Annotated in this window: 17 protein-coding genes; 1 reads left to right on the forward strand and 16 read right to left on the reverse strand. The window is 56.1% G+C overall.

Features of this window, described 5'->3' with window-relative positions:
* Positions 1-95 precede the first annotated feature (95 nt).
* The 7 genes from HPY71_12250 to HPY71_12280 all read right to left on the reverse strand — a co-directional run bounded on the left by HPY71_12250 (position 96) and on the right by HPY71_12280 (position 9,811).
* Positions 96-2,213 (reverse strand): FAD-dependent oxidoreductase, encoded by a 2,118-nt coding sequence (locus tag HPY71_12250; GenBank protein NPV54267.1) that lies wholly within the window; start codon positions 2,211-2,213, stop codon positions 96-98.
* Positions 2,214-2,315: 102 nt separating this feature from the next.
* Positions 2,316-3,032: a deoxyribose-phosphate aldolase gene (gene deoC / locus HPY71_12255; GenBank protein NPV54268.1), complete on the reverse strand. Its 717-nt coding sequence runs from the start codon at positions 3,030-3,032 to the stop codon at positions 2,316-2,318.
* 634 nt (positions 3,033-3,666) lie between these two features.
* On the reverse strand, positions 3,667-4,839 hold the full coding sequence (locus tag HPY71_12260) for a hypothetical protein (GenBank protein ID NPV54269.1): 1,173 nt from the start codon (positions 4,837-4,839) through the stop codon (positions 3,667-3,669).
* A 61-nt stretch (positions 4,840-4,900) separates the two neighbouring features.
* The gene (locus tag HPY71_12265; protein ID NPV54270.1) at positions 4,901-5,737 is read right to left on the reverse strand and encodes a carbohydrate ABC transporter permease; all 837 of its coding nucleotides are present in this window, start codon (positions 5,735-5,737) and stop codon (positions 4,901-4,903) included.
* 18 nt (positions 5,738-5,755) lie between these two features.
* Positions 5,756-6,376: a sugar ABC transporter permease gene (locus HPY71_12270; GenBank protein ID NPV54271.1), complete on the reverse strand. Its 621-nt coding sequence runs from the start codon at positions 6,374-6,376 to the stop codon at positions 5,756-5,758.
* A gap of 378 nt (positions 6,377-6,754) precedes the next feature.
* Positions 6,755-8,077 carry a sugar ABC transporter substrate-binding protein gene (locus HPY71_12275; protein NPV54272.1) on the reverse strand — a complete coding sequence of 441 codons (1,323 nt, stop codon included), beginning with the start codon at positions 8,075-8,077 and terminating at the stop codon, positions 6,755-6,757.
* A gap of 213 nt (positions 8,078-8,290) precedes the next feature.
* Positions 8,291-9,811: an extracellular solute-binding protein gene (locus tag HPY71_12280; GenBank protein ID NPV54273.1), complete on the reverse strand. Its 1,521-nt coding sequence runs from the start codon at positions 9,809-9,811 to the stop codon at positions 8,291-8,293.
* Between the two features lie 332 nt (positions 9,812-10,143).
* On the opposite strand from HPY71_12280, the gene HPY71_12285 reads away from it, so the two are divergent.
* A complete protein-coding gene (locus HPY71_12285) occupies positions 10,144-11,532 on the forward strand; it encodes a beta-glucosidase (protein ID NPV54274.1) in 1,389 nt (462 codons plus the stop codon).
* A gap of 116 nt (positions 11,533-11,648) precedes the next feature.
* Here HPY71_12285 and HPY71_12290 read toward each other — a convergent pair whose 3' ends face one another.
* The 9 genes from HPY71_12290 to HPY71_12330 form a co-directional block, all read right to left on the reverse strand.
* On the reverse strand, positions 11,649-12,446 hold the full coding sequence (locus HPY71_12290) for a methyltetrahydrofolate cobalamin methyltransferase (protein NPV54275.1): 798 nt from the start codon (positions 12,444-12,446) through the stop codon (positions 11,649-11,651).
* A gap of 38 nt (positions 12,447-12,484) precedes the next feature.
* The gene (locus tag HPY71_12295) at positions 12,485-13,459 is read right to left on the reverse strand and encodes an acetyl-CoA decarbonylase/synthase complex subunit delta (GenBank protein ID NPV54276.1); all 975 of its coding nucleotides are present in this window, start codon (positions 13,457-13,459) and stop codon (positions 12,485-12,487) included.
* A gap of 72 nt (positions 13,460-13,531) precedes the next feature.
* Complete coding sequence (locus HPY71_12300; protein NPV54277.1) at positions 13,532-14,296, reverse strand: AAA family ATPase; 765 nt, start codon at positions 14,294-14,296, stop codon at positions 13,532-13,534.
* On the reverse strand, positions 14,296-16,335 hold the full coding sequence (locus HPY71_12305; GenBank protein ID NPV54278.1) for a DUF4445 domain-containing protein: 2,040 nt from the start codon (positions 16,333-16,335) through the stop codon (positions 14,296-14,298). Before HPY71_12305 ends, HPY71_12300 begins: the two co-directional genes overlap by 1 nt.
* 163 nt (positions 16,336-16,498) lie before the next feature.
* Positions 16,499-17,884, reverse strand: a complete 1,386-nt coding sequence (locus HPY71_12310) for an acetyl-CoA decarbonylase/synthase complex subunit gamma (GenBank protein ID NPV54279.1) — start codon at positions 17,882-17,884, stop codon at positions 16,499-16,501.
* A gap of 196 nt (positions 17,885-18,080) precedes the next feature.
* A complete protein-coding gene (gene cdhC, locus HPY71_12315) occupies positions 18,081-20,201 on the reverse strand; it encodes a CO dehydrogenase/CO-methylating acetyl-CoA synthase complex subunit beta (GenBank protein NPV54280.1) in 2,121 nt (706 codons plus the stop codon).
* On the reverse strand, positions 20,170-21,663 hold the full coding sequence (locus tag HPY71_12320) for an NAD(P)/FAD-dependent oxidoreductase (GenBank protein ID NPV54281.1): 1,494 nt from the start codon (positions 21,661-21,663) through the stop codon (positions 20,170-20,172). The genes cdhC and HPY71_12320 overlap by 32 nt, the downstream gene beginning before the upstream one ends.
* 152 nt (positions 21,664-21,815) lie before the next feature.
* Positions 21,816-23,858: an anaerobic carbon-monoxide dehydrogenase catalytic subunit gene (cooS, locus tag HPY71_12325; GenBank protein ID NPV54282.1), complete on the reverse strand. Its 2,043-nt coding sequence runs from the start codon at positions 23,856-23,858 to the stop codon at positions 21,816-21,818.
* A gap of 93 nt (positions 23,859-23,951) precedes the next feature.
* Positions 23,952-24,482 (reverse strand): 4Fe-4S dicluster domain-containing protein, encoded by a 531-nt coding sequence (locus HPY71_12330; protein ID NPV54283.1) that lies wholly within the window; start codon positions 24,480-24,482, stop codon positions 23,952-23,954.

Consider the following 24,482-nt stretch of genomic DNA (forward strand, 5'->3'; position numbering starts at 1 on the left):
CTATGATCTACCCCCTTTACCCGGATATCCTTGAATCGCGTCCTTGACTTATTGAATCCCACCTCCTGCCATGTTGAGAACTCTTCTAATACTGTTCATTTTGCACACACTACGTCGAGAGGGAGGCCGTACGCCAATGTGCCGTTAGCGTTCATAAAGATATCATCGTCAAGCGTAAGTCCGAGATCAGCGCCGTCGGTGACAGCACCACGCACATTCCTGACCTTCACCGAATCCCCCATATTGGCGACCGTTATGCCCGCAGCGAGGAGCTTCTCATAGAGCTCGTTATCGGGCACTGTGTGGGCGAGGACCACGGTATCAATGGCCAGCTTCGTCCGCCTGAATTTGTTATCCTCGACAACGACCTCCCCTTCGCCTATCTCCCTTACGATCGTGCTGGTGAATATCTTCGCAGGTATCTCGATCGTCCGGCCCTTCAACCCCTCACCATTACTTCCTGCGAGCCTCTTCATCAAAACGTCCCTGTGAATGGGCTCAAGGTTTGAAGCGAATTCACGGGCCTCGGTCACCACCGTCACCTCTTTGCCCTGGAAGGCCAGCATCTCCGCTGTGTCGGCGGCAGCGAAGTGATCTCCCCATACAAGCACCCTCTGCCCGGTCTCGACCGGCGGCTCCTTGTCGGTGGGGTGATACTCGCAAGTAGTCTTGTTGCACCCCATGACATCCTCAAATGTCACTGCCCTGTCGATGCCGGGTATGTCGGGCCTCAAGGTCCTGGCTCCGGTCCCGCAAAGCACCACATCGAAGTCCTTTACATCATCAGGGCCCGCTACCTCCCTGCGCAGCTGAACATCGACGTTGAGCTTCTCGAGTTGCCGGCGTATCCAGTCCATGTACCATTTCATCTTTTGCTTGCCGGGCACCATGCAACAATATCTCATTGCGCCGCCTAGCTCGCCGTCCTTCTCGAATATCGTAACCTTGTGCCCGCGAATCGTCGCGACCCTAGCGGCCTCCATGCCCGCCGGGCCACCTCCTATGATGGCCACCCTGAGGCTCTTCCGGGCCGGCTTCATGTTGAGGAAGCGCATGTCACCGACCGCAGGATTTATAGCGCATCGCATTTCGCGCTTGATCATCAGGGACTCCTGCCAGCACCCGACCAGGCACGATATGCACTTACGGATCTCCTTCGTCTCTCCCGCTTTTGCCTTGTTCGCCCAGTAAGGATCGGCAACCAATTGACGGGAGAGGCCGACCATGTCCGTCTTGCCTTCCCGAATGATCCTATCGCAATACTCAGGATCTCGAAGTGTGTGACTCGTGATGACAGGGATCTTAACCACGCTCTTGATCGCTTCTGCGCTATAAGTGTTCCATCCCTGCGGGTAATACATGGGATCCATTGTGGGGCCGGGGACATCGAATATGCCCGCGCTTATATCGAGAGCAGCAACTCCCGCCTCCTCGAACATCTTGGCCACCTTCTTGCTCTCCTCTATATCGCGGCCCCCTTCGATCCACTCGTCGCCCGAGTAGCGGATCAGCACGGGGAAGTCGTCACCGCACTTCTCCTTGATGCGAGCTATGATCTCGAGCGGGAACCTCATCCTGTTTCGCAGCGAGCCACCAAAGCGATCATGGCGTTTATTGGTGTAGGGGCTCATGAACTGGGCGATGAGGTAGCCATGGGCTCCATGGAGCTCGACAGCGTCGAACCCCGCCTGTTGCACCCGCCATGCAGCCTCGGCGAACTTTTCTATCAGGTCGTAGATTTCCTCCACAGTCATGGCACGGGCTATCTTGCCCTTTCTCTGTCCTCCAGCATAGACCACCTCATGGCCTGCTGAGCCGGGGAGATCGCTGATCATATCGCTGCACGATACCTGACCATAGCGCGGCACGGCCGCCTGGCGGCCTGGATGCTGGATCTGCACGGCGCACTTCGCCCCGAAGCGCTGCATTGCAGATGCGAGACGATGCAGGCCTGGGATGTAGATATCGCTGTCCACGGAAATGCAAGTCACCGTGGGACGGCCGGTTTCCTTATCGGGCGTTGAGGCCCCGACGATAATGAAACCCGTCCCTCCCTTCGCCACTTCAGCGTGATAGGCGATGACTCGCTCGTTGATGCCGCCGTCCGCGTCGGCGGAGCTTATGTCGGTTGGGACATGAACTATCCGATTTTTAATCATAACATTTCCAATCTTGATTGGTTGAAAAAGATTGGGAAAATACATATTATCCATATCTATCTCATTCCCTCCCGAATGATACGAATGGTAATGGCACTATGGCAGTGTCTTCAACTTGAGCCATATTTAGAATCCTCTAGAGTCAGCCTATCGATCCTATCGATCTGGCTCAGACGCCCGGGGCCCGCCTTCCGCCTCCCTCCTGAGACATTCCTCCATGATGGCCTCGGTCGCTGTCGCGCCGAACCTGGTGCAACCGGCGGCCCTTACCTGTATCGCCGCCTCGAGCGTCCTCACCCCGCCCGCGGCCTTGATTTTCACCTTCGGGCTGACCGAGCGCCTCATGAGCTCGATGTCTGGTATCGTCGCGCCACCTGGTCCGAAACCCGTCGATGTCTTGACATAATCAGCACCTGCCCGCTCGCAAATCTGGCAAGCCATCACCTTCAACTCATCCGTCAGGTAGCAGTTCTCGAGGATAACCTTAACCACGACCCCGCGGGCGTGCGCCATCTCAACGATCGCCTTGATCTCCCTCTCTATATAATCATAATCGTGCGAAAGCAACTTCCCGATGTTTAGAACCATATCGATTTCAACTGCGCCGTTTTTTATCGCCTCCTCAGCCTCAAAAAGCTTGGTTGCAGTAGTGTGGGCTCCATGGGGGAACCCAATAACCGTGGTAACCAGGACATCACTGTCTTTCAGGAGTTCCTTCGCCCGGGTCACATCGCTCGGCCGGACACACACCGAGGCTACGTTGTACTTCTTTGCAATCTCACAACCTTTAACTATATCATCGTCTGTAAGATTCGGCCGCAAGAGAGAGTGGTCGATCATCTCGGCTATCTCCCGGCAGCTGACTTCCTGCATAGCACAACGCCATCCTTTCTCTTCTCTCTATGTGCCATGTGTCTAAGCTAGGGATTCGTGACTTCCCGCCGTTCTCGAATCCATCACCAGACAGCAACGCGCCCGGCGAAGCGGCGGTTAAATAATAGACAATTATTCATCTTTTTAGAACTGAATACGATATTGACATGTAATGCGGGTATCCTGGTACGGACATCATACTCATCATTTATATCATGCTTATCCTGATACCAGGTTACCATTGGCATATATTCCAGTCAACGCATTGTGCGGGCCATGGACTCCTAAAAAGTCCCGAATAGTACTGGTACAGGGCAAATCGGGGATATGTTCGAACCCCTTTTGATTCTTCAGCCTATACGATCCTGGAAGGCGTTGATTCCAAAAATGATCACTTAAAAAGCCTTTAACGCGAAAAGCCTTTGGCGAGTACACAGCGCATACTCAACGCGTAGATATTGGCAACCGATACGAAGCCTTGTAGATATACATCCTTCCCACGGTACACGAAGCGGGGGGATGTAGCGGGCAGGCCTTTCGCCTCTGGCCCTGCCAGCTCACACCCCGCCCACGCGCGCATTTCATAGAATTCCTCCAGATTTGCTGCCGGTTATTCGTCGACTCAAGACATCCGTCAACCTAAGACACTCCTGGTCACATCAACATACTGCTTTACCTTCTGCAATGCTTTATCAGCCGAATCGATTACAGACCCCTCTATACGAATTGTATAATCCACCCGCCCGTCGCAGGTAGCCTTTATCCACTCTACCTGTTGGCGCATGCTCTCCTCTGTGGCCATTTGAATATCAGACGCGGGATCCAAACATATCTCAATCGCAATGTCCGGACCGAAGACTTCAACGGCTGCATTTAGATCAGTCCATGGACCTCTATGAAACATGCGTAAATTAGGGATCTCCTTGATGTACCTCATTAAGTCGGTTGTATTACCACAGCTATGCCAGTATGCGATGCCGCCGTGAAATGCGCTGAGCCTTTGTTCTGATGGTAAGACGAAGTCCCTATACATACCGGGCGATAAGAGAGGACAATTGACCTCATCATTATAGAGATTCCCAGGCTGGATCAGCGTCTTCATAAACTTGAAACGCTCCCTGGTCCACTCCATCCGGCATTCAGCAATAAAATTTATAAGCTCTCTTACAAAAGACGGCCGATCGTACATATCCATGACTATCCTGTCCATGCCTCTCAGGTGCAACGCTACAGCGAAGGGGCTACGGCCCCATTCGGGAAAGGCCACTGTAAAATCCTCATCGAGCAGCTCTCCGATGCCGCTATAAAGCCTGTGAGCGACGGGCATCAGCCCGCTCTTATAAAAATCCGGCCTGGGAAGACGAGCTAAATCAGATTCGTCGTTTATAACTGGTTTTTTCCCAATCCAGGGATCTGCTCCAGGCTCGAAAACTACCTCCACGCCAAAGAAACTAGGCTCAAATGGGACGCCAAGCCAAATGGGAACGACCTTGCCAGCGCAGGCATCATCATCAAAGTTTCTAAAGCGAAACAGCATCATCCTTAGCTGGCTTTCCAAGTAAACCGCCGGATCATTGTAATATTCTTTCAAATCAAAGCCAAGAATCCTCGACCACATGGAATTCTCACAATCGGCGTAAAAGGGCGCCTTACGGCTCCCCCTCTTTGGAATGCCACGCCAGTGGTCTCTAGCATCTCCCTCCTGTTTTTCCCAAAAAGCAATCCTTCTTTCATTCTCAGGGCTTTCGACGATCGTACGAACTCCATCCTGTAGCTTCTTGATCCGATCAAGTTGCTCCGTGTTCATCTACGTTACCTCCATACATCCCAGAATCCTAAATAGTATTGCGAGATTCCCTATTGGTTACTTACTTTATCGCTCCAAATGTGAGACCCCGAACGAGATGCTTCTGGATAGCAATAATGAAGACCAATCCCGGCAATATGGCGAGAACCCCGGCTGCCGACAATCCTCCCCAATCCACCGCCAAGTAGCCCACAAACTCCGTCGCCATATACACTGGCAGGGTGCGAACATTAAAACTCGTTAAGCTCAAGGCAAATATAAATTCATTCCAGGCGAATAGAAAACTCAACATTGCAGTCGCAACAAGACCCGGTGCAACTAAAGGCACAACAATGCTTCTTAATGCTCCAACCTGGGAGCAACCGTCAACCATTGCTGCTTCCTCGAGTTCCTGAGGTATACCCATAAAAAAGCCCCTCATCATCCAAACTACGAGGGCTAGGTTCACCAGGATACCAGCCAGTATTAATCCTATATAGGTGTCACTTATACCAAGGTAGTGGAAGATGCGAACAAATGGAACGATAACCACTATAGGGGGCATCATCTTTGTAGAAAGCACAAAGAAACCAATGTCCTCTCGTCCGCGGAACCTAAAACGAGATAGGGCATAGCCGAAGGGGGTGCCCACTAGTAAAGTAATGACAACCGAACCAAGTCCTACAATTAAGCTATCTCGAAATGCAGAAAGAAATCCATGTCTATGTAGCGTTGCAATGTAGTTTTGGAGAGTAGGCTTAAAAATGAATTTGGGTGGGATAGCAATGGCATCAAAGGAGCTCTTAAACGATTGTAGAATTATCCAAAGTAACGGGAACAAGACCACTATCGCCGCTATTGTTAAAATAATATGCTTAGCTAGGTTTAAGAGCATGGCATCCTTTCTTTTCCTTCCCAATTCTTACTCACCCCTGCCTTATTGATCAAGGACGCGCACAACCCTCTTGCATATTATGAGGGTCACTATTAGCATTATCACGCCTATTACGGCCCCGACCTCCAGTCTGTGGAAACGGAAGCTCTCCAGGTAAGCCCGGATGATCCAGGTTTCCGTTGCGTGACCAGGACCTCCCTTAGTTATGGTGTAGATCACATCAAATGCCTTAAATGCTTCAAGTCCACGGAAGATCAAAGCAATTGCCATAATCGGCTTTAGCAGCGGGATGGTAACAGACCAAAAGCATTGAAATGGCGAGGCGCCGTCGATCAGGGCCGCTTCAAATGGTTCTTTAGGAAGCATCTGGAGCCCTGCATACAGGATCAGCATCATGAATGGCGTCCACTGCCATACATCGATCATGATCACCGAAGGTAACGCCAGGGCTATATCTGTAGTCCAGCCTAGAGGTCTTATGCCAAATAATCCTATTAGGTAGTTTACAACCCCGTAAAGTGGATTCAATAACATATTCCAGGTAAGGCCTGTTACCACCGGGCTTACCGCTATGGGTAAAATAAAGATGGTACGATAGATAGCTACGCCCTTACCTATACTGTTTAGAATAAGTGCCAGACCCAATCCCAGGATGAAACTCATAATTATAGAGCCCGCTGTAAACAGTAATGTATTCAAGCTATTAGACCAGAACTCGTTACTTGTAAACAAGCTGATAAAATTCTGTAGCCCGACAAAGACGAGTCGGTTTGTGCCGCCCCCCGTGGATTGGAAGCACAGCGTTATCGCATATATGGTAGGATATAACAATAGGACAAACAACACTACTGTTATGGGCAAGGTAAGTAGATATGGTAGTGGCTTGGTTCTCCCGTGTTTCATTTTTTCCTCTCTTCTCGCGGCTTTATTTTAACAGGCGAACTCGGCGGATTGTCCCGGCATCACCATAGACAATCCGCCTTAATGACACCCCAGATATATTAACCAGCTATTAATGACTCACCTGCAATAACCCACTTGTCACTTGCTTGCCTTGATCTCCGCAAGCATCTTTTGCCATGCCTTATCTACCGAAGCGAGGTCGGGCGCTTTCTTGGTGGAGAAAGCCTCCTGCACCTCGGCGCGGACAACATCCATCATTTCAAAGAATCGCATGTTGGCAGGTGAGATCACGGCCGTCTTAAGGGTTGTCGCTACGCTATCGACAAAATCCTTGGGGAATGTCTTAGCAAAGCCAGGATCTCCCCACACAGAGCTCCGCGGGGCGAGTACACCCTTCAATGCCAGCTGCAGTTGGATCTGTTTGGACGTTGCCCATTCTATGAAGAGCCAACCGGCGGCTTTCTTCTTTGATTTCGGGTTGAGTGAGATCGACCAGTAGTGCGAATGGGCAATACGCCCGACCGGCCCTTTTGGAAATGGAGCTATACCTATCTTGCCAGCTACGGTGGAACGCTTTGGATCCTCAAGCCTGGAATAGATTACAGAAGAGTCAAGGACCATGGCAGCCCTTCCGGTGATCATAGCTGTATTGATTTCATCCCAGCCGAATGATGTCACCCCTGGGGGTGTATACTGAAGTAGCTTCAGGTACATCTCCACTCCCGCTTTGCTCCCCGGGGAATTGATGTGGGATTTGAAGTCTTTTATCGTCATATAATCTCCGCCATAGGAACGAACAACGCCATACATCGGCCACCACAGGTCCTGGCCACCCCGTATTGTAATGCCGTAGAGCTTGGTCTTTTGCTGTATTGTTTTAGCAGCATCAAGCAATTCATCAAAGGTATCTGGAACATTCAAACCCAGCTGGTCAAATATGTCCTTGCGATAGACAAGGACCTGCGCCTCCGCAGTTATAGGTATTCTGTCTTTGTAAGAAGCACCAACGGTCGCGACCGCCCGCGCCCCCGGGAAGAAATCCTGCCAGTCATACCACTTGGCATCAGTCAAAGCTGGGTTGGTGAGATAGTCGTCGAGGGGTTCAGTCCACTTTTCAAGGGTATATTTAGGAGCATCATAGTACTGGCTCATGAATACATCAAAACCAAATATACCCGCAGTCATGTCCGCCGGGACCTTGGTCAAAAATTCCTGCTCCGGCAGCTTGGTAACACGGACCTCTATACCTGTCAGCTTTTCGAATTGTGGGATCAAGGGCTCAATTGCTTCTTGCCACGGGTGAATCGAGAATAATACATCGATTGTCTGTCCAGAGAATTGCTTCCAATTTATATTTTGACTAAATTCGCCGGGTATTGGTTGCGCCGCCCACACGCCAGATACCAGTACCACCATGATGATAAAGCAGCAAACCAAACTTACGTGGACCAGTCTTCTCATAATTCGCCTTCCCCTCCTAATATAACTTGGGTTACACGCTGTTTGACTTTGACTCGCCTACGGGCACCTATTCTGCGTCTAAAACTTCTTTGCCAGCTCACCTCCATAATCCATGCTGTCCAGGCGAAATCTCCTTATCTTTTCACCCGCCCTTGCCCCCGCGAGCGGCATTGCGGCGCAGGCCTTACTGCCGCCTAGGTGCCTACCCTACCCCTATCCCATCGCCCTCATCGAGAGCTCGTGCAATCTGCTGCTTTTTACAACCCGGCGGAATTCCACATCCTTTTTAATAAGGGTGCTATAGACCTTGGCCATCTCCTCAAGGGCGTCCTCAACCCCCATTACCCCGGTCAAGGCATGGGAGCCGTAAAGAGAGGTAACCTCCATCAATGCCCTTGCCTCCCTGTAACGTCCCCAGCCCCGCCCCTTCCTCCACGCCCGCTCGATCACGCCTGCGCATGGGTTTCGCTTGTTAAATGTCGAATCCTGGACGATGGAAAGCCAATATGGAATGACGCCCTGGTTCATATAAACCCTTGCGACATCAGGCGAAGCACCCGTTGCAAACTTGATGAACTCAAACGCCTCAGCCTTGTGCTGGGAATCATATGGTATGGCGAGCTCCCAGCCGGCGACCTGAGGGCACTCGGGCGGGAAGAGGGCATACCCAAGCTTGCCGGCCACCTCAGAATAATCCGGGTTCTCGAGGCATCCTATCAAAGAGCTCCAGTTCATCATCATAGCCACATCGCCTTCGGCCATTATCTTCACGCCATCAAAGACGCTGTGGTTGACGCTCTGGGGCGGTGAGAATTCGAGTAGAGACTTATAAAACTCCAGGGCCCTCCGTCCCGCCGGCGAATTCACGATAGGGACCAGATCGCTATCGAAGAGATCGCCTCCAAATGCCCAGAGAAAGCCTATGAAGTCCTCCGCAAGATCAGCGCCGGTTCGCTTGGCGTTGAGCGCTGTTCCGAAGGGGATATGCCCCCCGCTTTCATCAACCGAATTGGTAAGCACCCTCGCAGCGTGAGCGTATTCATCAGGCGTTCGCGGCGCCTGCAAACCATACTTTGAAAACAGGTCCTTCCTGTAAAGCAACACGTACACATCATTCTGCACTGGTATCCCGAATCTTCTTTCGCCGACGCCAGGTATGTAAAAAGCACAAGTATGGTCGATAACCGGGCGACCATCAGGTCCTTTGAGATAATCGCGAGAGAAGTCCAGGCCTGATTCTTGTATATATGGATCGAGAACCTCCAGCTTGCCGCCGAGGACATACTCAGGCATCAACGAAAATGGGACCATGATTATATCAGTATGCCCGGCGTGGTGTATAAATTCGGTGTAAAAATGCTCATGAACAGCTTCGTATGGAGCCGAGATCACGTTGATCTGGATATCTTCGTGAAGGCGCATAAACTCCTCGGCTAACGGGCGCCCTATCAGGTTTGCATGAAAATCCGGGGCGAGAAAGGTAAGGCGAGTCTTAACCCGGATCCCCGGCTGCGTTATGAAGGTTCCACGCCCTTTCTCGCGTCGCAGCAGACCTTCACGCTCCAAATCGTCAAACGCCTGGCGTATGGTGGGCCTGCTCACTCCGTATATGCTGCAGAGCTCCACTTCTGCGGGAATTTTATCTCCAGGTCGATATTTCCCCTCAGCGATATCCTTCAGGAGGGCCTCTTTCACTTGAAGGTAATAAGGTATTGTGCTAGCTTTATCTATCAACCCGACCTGCCCCTATTATCGTAGTTGAGCTGCAATAAAACATACTGAACTTTGCATGTAAGTGATCAATGTTACAACTATAGGCAATTCATAGAGGTTAAGTCATTACTTTTCTATATTTCCTACCTTGGCAGTACTAACATTTCGACGCCGATTTAGAAATTCCTCCTTGTTATAACCCATTTTAAATCATGGGAGCAGGAAAGAACGTAGCAGGATAGAATCCGTAAAATTGAGGATTCTTATCATGCAATATCGCAGTATCACATGCAGCATCGCAGTACGAGAGGCATGAGAGAACATAGATAAAAAATCAAGGAGGATTGAATTCCATGAACCAGTATGAATTCCCCAGAGGCTTCCTGTGGGGCGTTGCAACGGCTGCGTATCAGATCGAGGGAGCGCCAGCCGAGGATGGAAAGGGCGAGTCGATATGGGACCGCTTCAGCCACACGCCCGGCAACATCTTGAACGGCGACACGGGCGATGTGGCCTGCGACCACTATCACCGGTATCGCGACGATGTTCGCATCATGAGGGACCTCGGCGTGACGGCCTATCGTTTCTCCATCTCATGGCCGCGCGTGCTGTCAACAGGCAAGGGCCAGGTCAACCGCAAGGGCCTCGACTTTTACAGCCGCCTCGTGGACCTGCTCCTCGAAGCAGACATAAAGCCCGCCGTTACCCTGTATCATTGGGACCTGCCGCAGGCGCTACAGGATAAAGGGGGCTGGGTCAACAGGGCCACAACAGACTATTTTGCAGAATATGCCTCCATAGTCTTCAACGAGCTCGGAGACAGGGTCCCGATGTGGATCACCCACAATGAGCCGTGGGTGACCGCCTACGCCGGCCACGCCCTCGGCGTGCACGCGCCGGGGCTCAAAGATCTCCCATCTGCGATCCAGGTATCCCATCACCTGCTGCTCTCCCACGGCAAGGCAGTCCAGGCCTTCCGCGACCTGGGGATAAAGGAGGGCAGAATCGGGATAACGTTGAATCTTCATCCCGTATACCCCGCATCTTCAGAAGAATCGGATACGACCGTCGCCCGGCGGGCGGACGGCACTAGCAACAGGTGGTTTCTGGATCCGATCTTCAAAGGCGCCTACCCTGAAGACATATGGGAACTGTTTAAGGAGAAGGTCAGGGCCCCCAAGATGGAAGAAGGGGATTTTGAGCTGATCGGGTCCCCGGTGGACTTCCTCGGCGTAAACTACTATTTCAGAAACGTGGTCCGCGCTCTCGGACCGGACGACGAAGGCGACGCAAGCCCGCTGGACCGCATAATCGGAGGCGCGCCGGTGCGGCCCGAAGGCAAGTACACTGAGATGGGCTGGGAGGTGTACCCTGAAGGCATCTACGACCTTCTCACGCGAATCCGGCGCGACTACGGCGACGTGCCGCTCTACATCACTGAAAACGGAGCCGCCTATGAAGACCGGGTCAATGAGGCGGGCAAGGCAGAGGACGACGACCGCCTCGATTATATTAAAGCCCACCTCATCCAGGTCCACCACGCGATAGGGGACGGCGTTAATGTCGCCGGGTATTTCGTATGGTCGCTGATGGATAATTTTGAATGGGCCTATGGCTACAGCAAGCGCTTCGGGCTCATCTACGTTGACTACCGCACGCCCGACCGCGATCGCACTTGGAAGAAGAGCGCCTTCTGGTACAGAGATGTGATCAAGAATAACGCGGTGACCATAAAGGATTAACGATTAGAATTTCTTGCCTACCGGGACCTGAAGTCCGCCGGACTTTTCCGGGTAGCAGTATCAGCAGTTGATGCACACTGAGCTGGCGGCATCCCTCTGTTCCGCCAGCTCAGCACTTACATGCCCCCGGCCCTCCGCGCCACCTGGAGGTAAGAGTCGCAGTAAACCTCCTTATTAAGGAGGATCCTCGCCGTCGCCATCGCGTCCATGAGCTCGGCGTCTGTCACGTCCAGGATCGCCCCGTCGAGGCCGGCCGCCATCGCCATGACGAGGAAGACCCTGTTTACGAGGCTGCGATTCTTCGTCTTCTGGGACACGTTGCTCAATCCCACGAGTGTGCGCGGCGGAGGGTCAGCCAGGAGCTTGACCTGCCTTATGGTTTCCAGAACCTCCACAGCGTGCTCCTGCGCCACGCTCACCGGGAGGATGAGAGGATCTATAAAGAGGTCCGTGGTAGGTATGCCGTATTCATCGGCTGCTGCAACGATCTCCATGGCTATGGCGCAGCGGTCGTTGGCGTCCTTCGGGACGCCTTTTTCATTCATCGCAAGGCCTATTACATAGGCATTGTGCTCCTTTACGAGGGGCAGGATCGCCTCGAGCTTCGCCCTCTCCCCCGTTGTGGAATTGATTAGTGCCCGCCCCTTGTGCACACGGAGGCCAGCCCTTATGGCCTCTATGTTCATGGAATCGATGGAGATTGGAAGATCCACAGCCTCCTGGGCGGTCTTGACAAGCCACCCCATTACCTCCACCGGGTCTTCCACGGCAGGTCCCGTGTTTATGTCAAGGAAATGCGCCCCGGCGTCCCTCTGAGCCACGGCGAGGGCCCTTATCGGCTCGGGGTTGCGCTCCTGAATAGCCCGGGCCACGTCCTTGAATAGCCCGTTTATTCGCTCTCCCACCAAAAGCATAACATCACCCCCAATAAATATTCCTTAATTACACCCACCTACTGCCCGGCATCCGCCATCAACCCCGCTATATGCTCGCGTAGCTTCTCGAGGGCCAGCGGGTGGCGCAGGACTATGAGATCAGCCCCTGCCTGCAGGAGGGTGCTCGCCGTCATCATCTCCCAGAGTGGTCCCCTCATAGTCTCCGGGCCCCACTCAGGGAAGGCATCCTCCGTCTCCTTCGCCTCCTTCGCCCTCCAGGCTTCTTGACCCGCGAAGATCACAACGGGCATCGCCAACATCTTATCCCCCTGGAGCGAGCCGAGCCTCACGCGCTCCATGATTGAGTAACAGTATTCGATCCCGTAGCCGAGGGCCCCACTCATCGGGTCAATGACTATATTCTCGGCGGGGAGGCCCATCTCCGTAATGAGGATGTTCAGCTGCTTACATATGTTGATATCCAGCGGCGACTGGGCGATGATGTTGTGCTTATTCACCATGCAGGTCGCTACCAGGGACTTATAATTCTCCTGCTTGGCTATGCCCAAAAGGCAATTCTCGCCGGCGAGCGCCTCCCCCACGGCAGGCATCACCTGGTTATCCTTGTCTGGGTCGCCGCACCCCACCACGATCAGGGGCACGCCCACCGCATCCCTCACAGCCGTCACGGTTTTCACCGCATCGTCGGGGCTGGAATTCTTGAGGTCAGGGTCAGCGCTCACAAGCCGGATCAATACAAGATCAGCGCCATACTCCTCAACACACTTCTGCGCCCACTCTACCGGATTGCCCAGTACATCCTTATACGGCTCCACCAGGGTCGCCGGCCATTCCTCGGGGACCATGTCGAATACCTCGAGCGCAAGCCCCGGCGGATTCGGCATCGTGCCTTCAAAATGCAAAAACGGTAGACCCGTCGCGCCCCCGAGCGTAACCACGCTCGCCCGCGTTCCCCCGGCATCCTTCTTGGCACCTATGGTGACCTCACGCACCTTGCCCGTCCATCGCTCCTTCAGGATCTCGACCGCCATCAGCTTCCCTCCAATCTAATCCAATCTATAATCTAATCCAATCTATAACCCCGATCTCCCAATCTTGCAAATCTATAACCCCAACCCTGTAAATAGCTCCCCCGCGGCGCGCACGGCCGGGGAGTCCCCGGGGAGGTCCGTTATTGACTTACCGTTGATATCGTTAGCCTCTATCTCAGGGTCAAAGGGGATAACCCCTGCCAGGCGAAGGCCCGCCGCCTCGATCTCCCATCTCAGCCGGTCGTCCAGGGCGCCTGTCGGCCCCGGGGCCTTCAGCACCACAAGGCGCCGGTCCTTCACCTTGAGCGAAAGGCCGCCCACGAGATCATCGATCCTCTTCGCCGAGCGTATCCCCTTGATCGTCGGGTCGCTGGTCACCAGGAGGATATCGACATCATTGGTAGTCCGCCTGCTCAGGTGCTCGAGGCCCGCCTCGTTATCCATCACAACAAACTTATACCCCCCGCTCAGGGAATCCATCATCTTGCGCAGCAGGTTATTCACATAACAATAGCAGCCCGGCCCCTCGGGCCCGCCCATAACAAGGAGATCGACACCCTTCCCTTCAGAGATAGAACCCTGGAGCCTGTATTCGATGAATGCTTCCTTAGTCATGCCGCTGGGAAGGGAATCCGCCTTGCGATTGCACTCGGACAGAATCCCAGCTATACTGGGCCCGGGCTTCATGCCCAGGGCCTCGCCTAAATTTGCGTTTGGGTCGGCGTCGACGGCCATGATCGGGGCGCCGCCCCTCTCGAGAAGGCGCCTGATCAAGAGCGCGCTGAGGGTGGTTTTCCCCGTTCCTCCCTTTCCTGCAACCGCTATTGTATATGCCATCAGAGGATCATCCTTTCTCTATCGTTCACCGTGGGGAAAAGGCTGAGGTCCGTGTGAGGTATGAAGAGGCCCGAGACGAATTCATCCATGAAGTCATTTCCCGCGCTAAGTTCAAGATAGGTCATCCGCCTCGCTATCGCCTCCGCCTCTCGCCGCGCCTTCCTCGAAAGCAGGTAAAGCTCCGCGCCCTTCACGGACGCGTTGCCCACATAGACGTAGCGCTCCCGCGGCAGGTCGGGCAAGAGCCCGATGCTTATGGCCCGGTCAACATCGAGGTAGTTGCCGAACCCGCCGGCGATCAGGATCCTGGATATGTCCTCAAGATCCATCCCCACCATCTTTAACAAAACCCTGATTCCCGCGTAGATAGCGGCCTTTGAACGTATCAGGTTTTTGACATCGCTCTCGGTGATCACAATATCCTCGCTGTTGCCGCTATCCTCCCCCCAGGCCAGCACGAACTCGGGCCCCTCGTCGCCTCGCCGCACCCGCTGCCCCCGTTGCCTCGTATGCCGCTTACCCTCTCGAGCTCCGTAGGCCGTTCCATAGGCCATATTGCAGGCCATATTGAATGCGCCGTTCCGCTCGATCACTCCCGCCCTGCGCAGCGAGGCGAGGCAATCCACGAGCCCGGAGCCGCATATGCCGAGGGGCCTTACCCCCCCAATAACACCGCACCTGACCTCGCCCGTTTCCGGGTCTATTTCGACCCGCTCTATAGCCCCGCGGACCGCTCTCATCCCAAACTTAACCCCCGCTCCCTCAAAGGCCGGCCCCGCCGAACAGGCGCACGCCAGGAGCCAGTCGCGGTTGCCGAGCACCATCTCCCCATTAGTCCCGATATCCACAAGGAGCTGTATCTCACCGGAATTCCCGATCCCGGTGGCGAGGACGCCCGATGTTATATCTCCCCCTACATAGCTGGCGATCCCGGGAAGGCAGTAAACCAACGCGCCCGGGTGCATCTCCAGTCCGAGCTCACCAGCCCTGACGGGCGGCACGAAGCTCGCCGCCGGCACGTAGGGTTCAAGGCGGATGTACCTCGGGACGATCCCGAGGAAAAGGTGGGTCATGGTGGTGTTGCCGGCGCAGGCCATCGCCCTTATCGCGTCAGGGGCGACCCCCCGCTCCGCGACAGCCTGGGCGATAAGCTCGTTTATCGTGCCAACCACGGCGCCCTGGAGCTCCCGGAGCCCGGCACCATGTTCGCCCGAACCATGTTCGTCCGCGTATATGATCCGCGAGATCACATCCTCGCCGTAGCGGACCTGCCGGTTGTATGTGCCGCGGACATCCACCGTCCGGCCCGTCGAGAGGTCTATAAGGTGAGTGACGACGGTGGTGGTCCCGATGTCCACCGCAAGGCCGTAATAAGGCTCCCCGGCCGCGGCGGCGCCAGGCAATACCTCTGCAATCTCGAAGCCATTGATCATCTCGGCCAGCGAGACCGTGACCTCCCAGTTTGAATTTCTGAGCACATCCGGGAGGCTCCGCAACACCCCGAGGCCTGTGTGCAGCAGCCTGGCCCCCTCCTTGAACTCTGCCGCCTGAATAGCAAGGTAGAGCCTGCTCAAATCGCTGGCGTTCTCCCCGAGGGAGGGCTCGGGCACCTTCACGCGAATCCTCCTGAATACCGGCGTGAGATCCTGCGCAAGGTCCTGGACGGGCCGGCAAGCCCCCCGGGCATCGAGGACCTGGATCTGGTGCTCGCCGGGCCCGGCAAGCCTGGACGCGGGCGGGATCTCAACCACGACGTCGCCCCGGACTACGGCCTGGCAGGCGAGCACGCGCAAGTGCCCGCCCTCACCCTCATCCCCTCCCCCGCTCACGCGGGCGGCGACAGGGCAGTCCACCAGGCCGCTTCTCACAATCACCGCGCACCTCCCGCACGCGCCGTTTCCGCCGCAGGCGCTCTGAATCTCGATACCAGCGAGGCGGGCCGCCTCAAGGAGGTTCAGTCCTTCTCCTACAGTCACTTTGATATTATCTGGTAAGAATGTTATCGTACATTCATTTGCGTTGATCTTGTCGCTACTCATATCGTTCATGCCGCCCATATCGCTCATTAATTAATAATCAATCGTCCGAGTTTGCGCCCATGAATTTCCGCCTCTTTTAGGACTCTCCTCGGGCGGGCGTCTGGCGTCTATGTTGCTCGCATCGATGTATTGTCGCATTGCCATTCCGCATTGCTGTTGCCGACTACGCGCTCCACTTCGCCTTCACAAATGAAGGAATCCCTGCGGATTCGCGAGGCCCGACCAGCACCTGCCACCCTGACTTCTCCTCGAGCTTCCCGCTCATGGCCGCCACATAACCCGGGATGATTACCCTCCGGTGCCTCACCCTGCCCTGAACCTCCGGGGCGCCCAGAGCCTCCGCGATCTTCTCCGCCGTAAACTTGCCCGCAGCCCACGCAGTAAGAACAGATGTCCCCTCCGTGTCGATGACCAGGAGGTGAGCGGGGATCTTGCTCGCCTCGATATCGCCCTGTACGGTGAAAAAGGTAAGCGAGAAATTGCTTGTAACATAAAGCGGTGAATCGTCCTTGGGCTCGCCGCCCACGGAATAGAGCTTCGCTTCAACCTGGATCGGTTTCTGCGGGTCGGTGTAGATGTTTTGTCGCAGCGTGAGGAGGGGGAGCACGAGCCACGGATAGCGCGACTTCAACACCACTATCCCCGCATATTTTGCGATATACACGCCCGCCTCCATGGCCTCATGATAGGGGTCGCTGGCCCCGACAAATGCCATGGCGGGGAACCCGAAGGTCCTGAACTTCTTCTTTATGGCAAGCCGCCTGATCTGGGTCAGGTCGGCGAGCCGGTCCGCGATCCCCGTCCTCCCCGGATCGAGAACCAGGTCCTTACATCCCGCCTTGATCACCTTGTCCGCGACGTTCGCAAGCTCATCCAGGCCCTCGCCGCGGACCGCCAGCGGGCAGTTGTACTTCCTGGCGAGCTCCGCCATATCCTTGAGGTTGGCCTGCGTAGCCGCGTAGATCAACGGTCTCCCGGCCCCTACGGCATCCAGGGCCCTCGCCATAGCAACAGGGTCCTGGCTTATGAGGATGAGCGGCAGCTTCGTGCGAGATACGATATAAGCGGCGCTCGCCGCGAAGGTAGCCGGGTCCCCTGAATCATTCCGGACTGCTATGAGGTTCACCCTCAATCTCTGGCCAACGCGTTCGAATTCCAGGCGGTTTACCTGTGAAACAACACCTGCAAGCCCGTCCTGACCCCCGTCCCGGGCCTGGTCCTGGCCCTGGCCCTGGTCACGGCTTAAGGCATCGCTCACCTCGAAGGCAAGGCCCGTTTCATGAAAGAATGTCTTGTCGTGCCGGAAAAGCACTGTCTCATCGCCGATATCCAGCTTCGCATCCCCGGTTCCTATCGTCACAAGCCTGATCGGCGGGGCCGATGCCGACTCCAGGGCCTGGCGCGCCTCGTCGGACACATAGGGGCAGGCATCCAGCGATGCCTTGGCGGCCGCGAGCTGCATGGCAAAGGCGAGGCACGTCGGCGGCCCGCATTCCCCGCAGTTCTTCTTGGGCAGGAGCTTATAGATTTCTAGACCCGTAAGCCCCATATCATACACCTCCTTCGCAACAACTAATAAGCTACTGAGCTACTGAGCTACTGAGCTATATAAACCTATCTGATCTGAATCAAGTTCGAATCAGATTTGAACCAGGGTGTGAAAGTTAAACGGGCTTCTCAGAGAGTTAACCAGACTTCCTCGGGCAGCAATTGCAATGAGCCCTAGCCTAAAAATTAGCCCTCACCTAAAGAAGAGGCGGCATGCTCAACGCAGGATGGCCCTTTTCTTCGAGGAAGGGCAGCACCTGCTCTATCGTCGTCCCCACCTTCTCATCGGCGATCTTATCGTAAAAGTCTACAAGGCCGAGCCCCTCGCTCCGTCTCAGGATATCCTCCCTGAGAAATTCCTTCAGCTCTGAAGGCATCCACACTACCCTTGCGAGGCCCCCATCAGCCTGTATGAACTTGCGGCTCGCTACATACGCCCTCCCATGGCCCATGAAGCCCGGCGTCTGCACGCCGCCCCCAACTGTCCCGGCGAGGGTCGAGAATTTCATCCCGCACGGGGTCTGCCCCGGGTACTCGCGATTCACGATCATCACGCCGTTCGCCTCGGGAAGGATGGCCATGATGCACTCGAAACAGCCGCAGGACGTCATGGGGTTTTCCATGAGGGTATAGAGGTTCACCGATTCAAGTGTACGATGGGACGCACTATACAAGAACTCGTTCACGCCCTTCCACTGGCCCTTGACCTCGTCGAGGCACTCACCCTTCAGAATCGGCTGATTGGGCCCGGTTGGCGTTATCTCATACGAGGCCTTGGCGTCGAGCCAGCTCACCGCCCCGCAGAGCCCGCTCCGCTCGGGAGCCACGATGCACACGTGATTGGGGGCAAACGACTGGCATAGGGTGCAGGAATAGAACGTGTCCACGGCCTCATCCGTGAGGCCTCGCAGGCGGGCATCCCGCGCGGCATACTTCTTCCGCGCAAGCTCCACATGCTCCAAAACCTGGGCCTCATCGGTCAGGATCGTGACCTGGACGCGGTCTACAATCGCGGGGAAATCCGACTTGAATTTAGCGTAGAGGATGTCGCCGTAATGCTTGATCTTGAAGCCGCGCGATACCGCATCCTTGCTTATCCTGAGCCAGCATATATCCCGTTGGGCTATATGCCAGCACCCCTCACAATAGTTTATGAAGTAATGAATGCGCCGCTCCAGGACAGGCTCGAAATCCTCCTGCATCTTGCGCCCGGCGACATCGACCACAAGGCCCAAGGGCATAGCGGTCCCGGCCGGTATCTCGTCCACATCCGGGCCTACCACGGTGATCCGCCCGTCCTCGACCTCGTCCATGGATTTCATCTGGACGAGCTCAAACGCCGGGGACCTCCCTCCGCCGAACTCAACATACATGTCCTCCTTGCGGATTCTCTCGCCCTCGAAAGCAGGGCCGTAAGTCACGGGAATCGGGATATCCACGATCTTGATCTTGATGTTCCTGAGCTCGAGCGCCGTCTGCACCATCTTCACATAATCCGGCTCGTAAACGAACTTTCCGGGTATCTCCTCAACCGGCTGGTCGCTGACGACGGGGAAGCCCAGGTGGATAGCGCCAAATTCCGCGGCGATCCTGACCTCGTCCAGCTCCCCAAGGGCGAGGACAAAGGCATCCACGCGCTCGGCCTGGTATTTCAGCATCTGGTCCCTATTGCCGGGAGGCACATTTCCAAAAGCGAGGCCCGCCCTCAGCGCGAAGTTGACCGCATGGATGGCCGCCGTAAAATGCCCGAGCGGGAACGCCATGTAGTCGACGCCCAGGCGCATCCCCTCATCGAGGAGTTGCTCAATGATGTTGTTTACCAGGATGACGAGTATCCCCTTTTTCTGAAGCTCCCTGAAGAGCTGCACGGCCGCCTTCGAATCCTGCGCTTCCCCTATAATGACCGCCACGCCCGGGATGGTGTCATCCACAAGCGGGACGCCGAGCTTCCTCAAAACCCCGTCCGAAACGAAGCCCATGTAGGGATCATTATAAGGGGCTACCCCATTTATGTATTTCAGAGCCTCGATGATCTCGGCGGCGAACAGCGTGGCCTCCCCGGCGAGCTTCGCATTCTCAAAGGTCGGCTCGTGCCTTATGTTGGCCTTGAATTTATTCAGGACCTTAGGGAGGTCCCCTATCACCGGGGTTTCCTCGCCGCTCAGGCTCCTTATCACAGGTAGCCTGTATGCCGTATCCGGGTAAGCCACGGGCCTATCCTCGCCATGGCGCCGTATGGCCTGGTTGAGCAGGATCTCAGCATAGCTTGTGGCGATGATCGAGCCCTCAATGGCCGCCTTGCATAATTCTCTGGACATTTCGCTTCCCTCCTCCCTCAAAGAATCCGGCCTTCTCGTCTATGAGGTCGATGAATGTAGCAAAGGTAAAGTCGTCGTGAAGAATCCGGTATTTGGCGTCGCCGCTTGCGTTGACGTTAACCCGTTTCTTTATAAGGGCGAGCACCACGCCGGCCTTCTCCACCCCGCCGACGAAGATCGCGCCCTTTATCATCCCGTCCTTCAGGACGAGCTTCCTGTACCAGTTGCCGGGTTTTCTGAGGGAGAGGACCTCAAACCCCTGGCCCCCACGGTCCGCCGGCCCTGCGTGCTCTCTTGTATGCCCCACCGCCTGCCCTCCAGGCTGACCTCCTGGCCGGCCTCCTACCTGCCCGCTACTTCCAGGTCCAGGCTGCACCCGCGGCGATGTGATCCCCATGGAGATCACGGGGACTCCAAACAGCTCCAGGGAATTCATCCCGATGCCCCCGGCATATTCGCGCTCCCTCCCGGCCATGTTGGAGCCGGCGACCTTGCCCTGCTCCACCGCCTGCGTCCACAGGGCGTTAACCCTCGGGCCTTCGTGAGCCACATCATACCCCTCGGCCACGTCCCCGGCGGCGTAAATATCCGGGACCGATGTCCTCATTCGACTGTCTACAAGGATGCCGCGATTGGTCTCGATCCCCGCGCCCAGGGCGAGCCCTATATTCGGCTCGACGCCCTTCCCGGTCACGACCATCTGGCATTCGATGCGCCTTCCAGTGTTGGTGACGACCCCCTCTACAGAGCCCCTTCCGGAGCTGCCAGTGCTGCCGGTGATCTCCGCGACATCCGCCCTCGTCTCGATCACGAGGCCGTGCTTCTCAAGGTGATCCCGCAGCATCTCCCCGGCCTCATCATCCACCATCTGCGAGAGGACCCGGCCCGAGCTCACCAACATATGCACGGCAAGGCCCCTCTCATACAGGGCATGAGCGACCTTCATGCCTACAAGGCCCCCGCCCACGATCACGGCCTTTTTCGACCGGCTTGCCCGGGCGAGGATGCGGTTCGCGTCGTTCCATGTGCGGAGGACAAACACCCCATCAAGGTGAGCCCCGGGGATGTCCGGGAGCTTGGCGTTCCCGCCTGTGGCTATAAGCAGGCGGTCATACGGGACCCTGACTCCGGCGTAGTCCTCCCGGCAGTCACCCGCGTCGGCGTCAAATTCATCTTTAAGAAAAACCATTCTCGCCTCAGGGTCTATCCTGACGGCCCTCCGGCCGAGCATCGCCTCAAAACCCATCTCTGAATAATAGCCCGGGCCCCTGAGGCACATATCCCCCTCGCTTATAGCCCCCGCGATGTAATATGACGTGAGACAGCGAGAATAGAACGGGTGAGGCTCATCCGAGATGATCGTGATACTGGCTTCCGGGTCAAGCCTCCTTATAGTCTCGGCCGCGCTCACCCCGGCGGCGCTATTCCCTATTATCACGTGCCTGGTGCGCTTTGCACTCATCGCGCCTCCTCGCCTCCTCTCTTTCTCTCCACTACTCCCTTCGCTGCCCTCTTTCCCGACCTCTTCCCTACCTCCCCGCCCTTTTCATCGCCACTCCCACCGCTTCCGCCCCGGCATGCATAGCTCCAGCTCCGCCCTTACCAGCCCCGGGCTTAACCTGCGGCATCGGTGGATGAACCGGCCGCGCCATACAACGCCCCGGCTGCCGCACCACGGGTGAACTTAAGCCGCCACCTTCGCTCGTCGAGCTTCCGGATGAGCTTCCTGGCGCTCGAGACGGGGTCGGTGTCGAAAATGAAGTAACCGCCATATACATCCTCGGCTATCTTGGTGACGACCTCGGTCACGAGGCTGCTGCCATAAACGGGAGGAATCACGCCAACATGGGTCGGGAGACCAAGGGCCACGGCCCATGCCCCTATGGAGACGGCCTTTTCGTTCATTGCCTCGGGCGCCGAGGCCACATAGGGGATGTCGCTGATATCGACCCCCATCTCGTTGGCCACCATCACGGCCAAGTCAACGGCGCGGGAATTGTCTACGCATGAGCCCATATGGAATATGAGGGGCAGCCTCACGTTGCGGCTCCCGCTCTCATTCTCGCTCTCGCTTCCGCTTTTGTTTCCGTTTCCACCCTCGTCCCCGCTTCCACCCATGTCTATAGCCTCATTCAACCTGCCGAGAAACCGTTTCAAGCCCTCGCCTGCATATTTATCTACCGCCTCAGGCGAAAGGTAGCCAGCCTTCGCGAAAGCCCCCGCCGCGCACCCCGTCGCCACGATGAAGACGTCATGCTTTGCAAGCTCCCGGGCTATGGTGAGGTGACCCTCATCCTGTTTCGCCTTGGTGTTCGTGCAGCCCGCAAAGAGGGCCATCCCCCGGAGCTCCCCGGACTCTATAGCATCGACGAGGACCCGTATAGGCCTCTCCCTGTTCACAAGGGAGAATATCTCGAGCATGGCCTCGAGGCTGAACCCCGCGGTGACATCGCTTTTGATATGCGGCACATGGACCTTATCGGGATTCCGGCTCTTGTAGGCATCGATTGCGACCCTTACGATCGCCCTGGCATCCTCCCTGGCGCTCGCCTCGCGGAACTCGATGTGGCAGGCGCCCGGGATCTTGGAGAACGGCATCGTCGTGATAATGCGCGTGTGGAAACACTCCGACAGGGTCTTGATGGCCGGCATTATGCACTGGAAATCCACCACCATGGCGTCGAGGGCCCCCGTCATTATGGCGAGCTCCTGCGATATGAAGTTGGTGGCAAGGGGCACCCCTTTGCGCATGAGAAGCTCGTTCGCGGTACAGCAGATTCCGACGATATTTATCCCCTTCGCCCCCACGGCCCTCGCTTCATCCTCCATCTCACGGGCCACGTCCACCACTATCTCGCTGAGGATCGGCGTGTGGCCGTGCACGGCGAGATTCACCTTCTCCGGGTCTATCACCCCAAGGTTGGCCTCGCTCCTCACGGGGCGCGGCGTCCCGAAGATAATATCCGTCAAGTCGGTGCTCAGGTGGCATCCCGCATAATCGGCGAGGGCGCACTTGAGCCCCCCGAAGATGAGGTTTATGGGGTCGGCATCAACCCCCATGAGGGTCCGGTGCATCACCTCGGCGATCGCGCCGTTTATGTTCGAAGGCATGATAGCGCACTCCTCAAACTTCCGGACCCTGCCCCCCGTCACTGTGGACCTGACCCATGTACAGGGCTGCTCCTCAAGCCTTGAAAAGTCCTCAAGTGCGGCGATTGTCACTTCTCTGACAATTTCCTCTACGCGCTTACCCCCCGTCTCGATGCCGAGCCTCTCCGCTATCCTCCTGGCCTTCTCAGGGTCCGCTATCCTGTAACCCGGAGCGTGGCCGTCCAGGTACGCCAGGAGCGTCAGGGCCACATGCCTCCCATGATCCGAGTGGGCGGCGGTCCCGCCAGCTATCATCCGGATGAGATTCCTCGAGACGATGGAATAATCCCTCGCCCCGCATATGCCCGCCTTCGCCCCTTCCCCGAACGGGTCGATCCTGCAAGGGCCCTGGAGGCAAATCCGGCAGCAAATGCCCAGGTTCCCGAACCCGCAGAGGGGTTCCTGGCTGGCGGCCCTGTCCCAGGCGGTTTCGAGGCCGTGCGATTGCGCTACCGAGAGCATCTCCTGACTTGCCGGGTCGGCGGATCTCTCCTTATAAATGGACATTTAGCCTCATCCTCCTTTCCCAATGATGAATACAAGAAGTATAATGAGAATCAATATTATGGGGTTACGGAGCAGGAAAGCCCTTGCATCCTATCATCTAACCTCACCGGCCTCCATACCGGACCCCATTAACGGCTCGAGGGCATGCTTCGGAACCGCAGGCTTCGCGATCAAAGCCCCGGTCGGGCAGTCCCTCACGCAAGCGGGTTCCTCCTGGTCGGGGCATCTATCGCATTTCAGCGCCACCCTGGAATCCTCATGGCGCTGGATTACCCCGTATGGGCACACCATCACGCACATCCAGCAGCCAACGCACCTCTTAAGGTCATTGACTACCCTTCCCGTCCCAACCTCGACTTGCATAGCACCGCTAATACATGCACTGACGCATGGGGGGTCTTCGCAATGGAAACATCTGAGGGGGTAATACTCCATGCTCTCCCTGACCACCCTGACGCGCTGCCTGGGCCCTGGCCGTTCCCATACGGCCTTATAGAGGTCCTTCGTTTTGGAATGCTCGAGGGCGCAAGATATCTCGCACTGTCGGCATCCCAGGCACCTGTCGAGCCTCACGAAGATGGCCTTGAAAATGGCCTTGGCGCCTTCATCTTCGCCCACGCCCAT

Source organism: Bacillota bacterium (genome assembly GCA_013178125.1).
Taxonomy (GTDB): domain Bacteria; phylum Bacillota; class SHA-98; order Ch115; family JABLXJ01; genus JABLXL01.

Coding starts and splice junctions, on each gene's coding strand:
- HPY71_12275 (NPV54272.1), bottom strand. CDS start 8,077: ATGAGAAGACTGGTCCACGTAAGTTTGGTTTGCTGCTTTATCATCATG.
- HPY71_12330 (NPV54283.1), bottom strand. CDS start 24,482: ATGGGCGTGGGCGAAGATGAAGGCGCCAAGGCCATTTTCAAGGCCATC.
- HPY71_12290 (NPV54275.1), bottom strand. CDS start 12,446: ATGCTTTTGGTGGGAGAGCGAATAAACGGGCTATTCAAGGACGTGGCC.
- cooS (NPV54282.1), bottom strand. CDS start 23,858: ATGTCCATTTATAAGGAGAGATCCGCCGACCCGGCAAGTCAGGAGATG.
- cdhC (NPV54280.1), bottom strand. CDS start 20,201: ATGTCCAGAGAATTATGCAAGGCGGCCATTGAGGGCTCGATCATCGCC.
- deoC (NPV54268.1), bottom strand. CDS start 3,032: ATGCAGGAAGTCAGCTGCCGGGAGATAGCCGAGATGATCGACCACTCT.
- HPY71_12295 (NPV54276.1), bottom strand. CDS start 13,459: ATGGCGGTCGAGATCCTGAAGGAGCGATGGACGGGCAAGGTGCGTGAG.
- HPY71_12285 (NPV54274.1), top strand. CDS start 10,144: ATGAACCAGTATGAATTCCCCAGAGGCTTCCTGTGGGGCGTTGCAACG.
- HPY71_12260 (NPV54269.1), bottom strand. CDS start 4,839: ATGAACACGGAGCAACTTGATCGGATCAAGAAGCTACAGGATGGAGTT.
- HPY71_12300 (NPV54277.1), bottom strand. CDS start 14,296: ATGGCATATACAATAGCGGTTGCAGGAAAGGGAGGAACGGGGAAAACC.
- HPY71_12270 (NPV54271.1), bottom strand. CDS start 6,376: ATGAGTTTCATCCTGGGATTGGGTCTGGCACTTATTCTAAACAGTATA.
- HPY71_12310 (NPV54279.1), bottom strand. CDS start 17,884: ATGGGGCTTACGGGTCTAGAAATCTATAAGCTCCTGCCCAAGAAGAAC.
- HPY71_12250 (NPV54267.1), bottom strand. CDS start 2,213: ATGGATAATATGTATTTTCCCAATCTTTTTCAACCAATCAAGATTGGA.
- HPY71_12320 (NPV54281.1), bottom strand. CDS start 21,663: ATGAGTGCAAAGCGCACCAGGCACGTGATAATAGGGAATAGCGCCGCC.
- HPY71_12305 (NPV54278.1), bottom strand. CDS start 16,335: ATGAGTAGCGACAAGATCAACGCAAATGAATGTACGATAACATTCTTA.